This is a genomic window from uncultured Mucilaginibacter sp. (assembly GCF_903913935.1).
Classification (GTDB): Bacteria; Bacteroidota; Bacteroidia; order Sphingobacteriales; family Sphingobacteriaceae; genus Mucilaginibacter.
In genome coordinates this window covers 1-2,117 of record NZ_CAIWNH010000162.1, presented here as the reverse complement: position 1 = coordinate 2,117, position 2,117 = coordinate 1, and the positions used below count along the sequence as shown (strand labels likewise).

Genomic DNA, 2,117 nt, shown 5'->3' with positions numbered 1-2,117 from the left:
CAATGGCGGAGCGCCGAAGATTACCAGAACATGCGCAATAATCCTACCGCATCGCCCTACCTGCAACAGGCGCTGGAGATTGCTACTTTTGCGCCGGGGATGTATGAGGTGGTGAAAACGTTTGAGGCGGGAAGTTAGGTGGACCGCACCTATTCTGCCAGAATCTCATCTGGACTGGGTTTTACCCCTGGTTTAATGCTTTTATTAATTTCTTCTGCAAGCTGTTTGGCTTTGGTTTTATCTCAATCGTAACACCTAACTCCCTGAGCCGCTATTTTACCAAAGTGCTCTTTTTTTCCGGAACGTTTATATTCAGAGTTTCCAGAATAACAAAGTTAAGCGATTGGTATCAGGAATACAATTTGCAGATAAATTGCTTTTTATCAACTTCGCCCATTAAAGCATTGAATACTTGCATAATCCATCGAATCATCTCGCCCGAATGTTTACTTTACCTGCACAAACTTTTTACCCGATTCATTCCAAACCCAATATTCAGTAGCGCACATTGCGCAATCCGAAGCAGATTCGCCGGGATTAACTATTACCAGCCTGCTGGTCGATCTGAACTCATACCCACCCGAAGCCGTCGGACCATCGTAAATAAGACCGGTTTTCACATCAACAACTGCTGCTGACTGGCAGCTTGAGCCGCAACCCCAATAAGCAAAGCAATAATGACCGGCAAAGTTTAAACCTGTCGATTCCCGCCAGCCAATCATGTCATCTTTAGAATAATAGGTATGCGTGATAATGGTTCTGAACATTTCACCTAAACGATTGCTTTTCAATAACGGTTTTGCTTTATGCCCCGTATATAAATAAGCCGGATATTGTTTAAAAGATGGGTGTCGTGTTACATTGGTCAGGCTGAGCAGCAAAACCGCCAAACAGGCCAGGTATTTAAAGTGTAGTTTCATTCGATATGAAATACTAAGAAAGCGGCTATATACTCAAGACTTTCGACTATCGATTCCAGACTCAAACCACTTACCTCAACTCCCCATTAATCCTCTTTCCTGTCCCCGCAGGGTCCTCTGCGTGAAACCTCGGGGGAAGGAATTAGCTAATCATTTCAAAAACCGGGGAAACTTTCATTTTTAGTAATTCCAGTAAATTTGAATTTTCAATCGTTCGGTCGTCGGAAAATATTTCGATCTTATTTTCTGACACTTCTTTCAAAATAAAAGGATAATTAGTTCCATCAGATTTTAATTCCAGGAGTGCGGACTGGACGTCTGAATCATCATATTTGAAATCTAATTCGAATCCAAATAATACTATTTCACAATTAGTAAGTAGATGTTCCACAACGATAATTAATTGGTGCTCCAAAAAATACCACGCGCGAAAGTATATGCAAACGACGCATCTATCTTCCAACAAAGTAATGGAAAAATAATTATCTCCGAGTTGAAATCTAAAGACAATTTCTTCGTCGGCATGAACATTGTGAGTAAAAATGCTTGGATCAAAGTCAACTTCTTTGGACTTGCCTTCTTTCCAATTATTGACATATATCACCAATAGCTTAAAAGGCACTATATTCATCAATGAGTTAATAACCTCTTCATTGTAATATTTAAGTATAACGTAGATTTCGACATTGCCTAATGCGCCCAACCGTTCGTCCATGTTGTTTTTTATTAAATTGCTTTATGTAGGTCTCGGTCTTGGTTGCGTCTTTTTAAAAGACCCTTGTATTTGGATGTAAATGTGTCTTAATACAGTTTTTACATAATTGGTTAATGATAGCGTTTCGGAAATACCGATTTTAAAAACATACGGCGCAGGGTGCTTTACGAGATATCCTGCGGGGGGCATTTCGACTCAGGACTTTAGACTACAGACTTTCGGCTTATGCCCCTACCTCATCCCCCCATTAATCCCCTCCAACACCCCGCTCCCCGGGCACAATTCCTCTTGCCCTAAACTATTCAAAGCCCTGTCGGAGGTTTGGATGGTATGGTGCAGGTCGGTCGATTCAGGGTTGATATAGAGTAAACCGGTGAGGATCTCGTTTTTGTTGCGGGCGTTTTGAAGCGCGTTCATTGCCGAGAGCCTGTCGTATGGATCAAGGTCGTCAGCCAGTTTTTCCAGGTGGATATAGGAGCCGT

General features: G+C 41.8%; 3 protein-coding genes. All 3 read right to left on the bottom strand.

Features of this window, described 5'->3' with window-relative positions:
- Positions 1 to 446: 446 nt before the first annotated feature.
- The gene (locus QZY09_RS06070) at positions 447 to 920 is read right to left on the bottom strand and encodes a hypothetical protein (RefSeq protein ID WP_295669572.1); all 474 of its coding nucleotides are present in this window, start codon (positions 918 to 920) and stop codon (positions 447 to 449) included.
- 142 nt (positions 921 to 1,062) lie between these two features.
- Positions 1,063 to 1,635, bottom strand: coding sequence for a hypothetical protein (locus QZY09_RS06065; protein ID WP_295669570.1), 573 nt, complete (start codon positions 1,633 to 1,635; stop codon positions 1,063 to 1,065).
- Between the two features lie 231 nt (positions 1,636 to 1,866).
- Positions 1,867 to 2,117 (bottom strand): hypothetical protein (locus QZY09_RS06060; protein ID WP_295669567.1); only part of this gene is annotated, 251 nt, incomplete at its 5' end.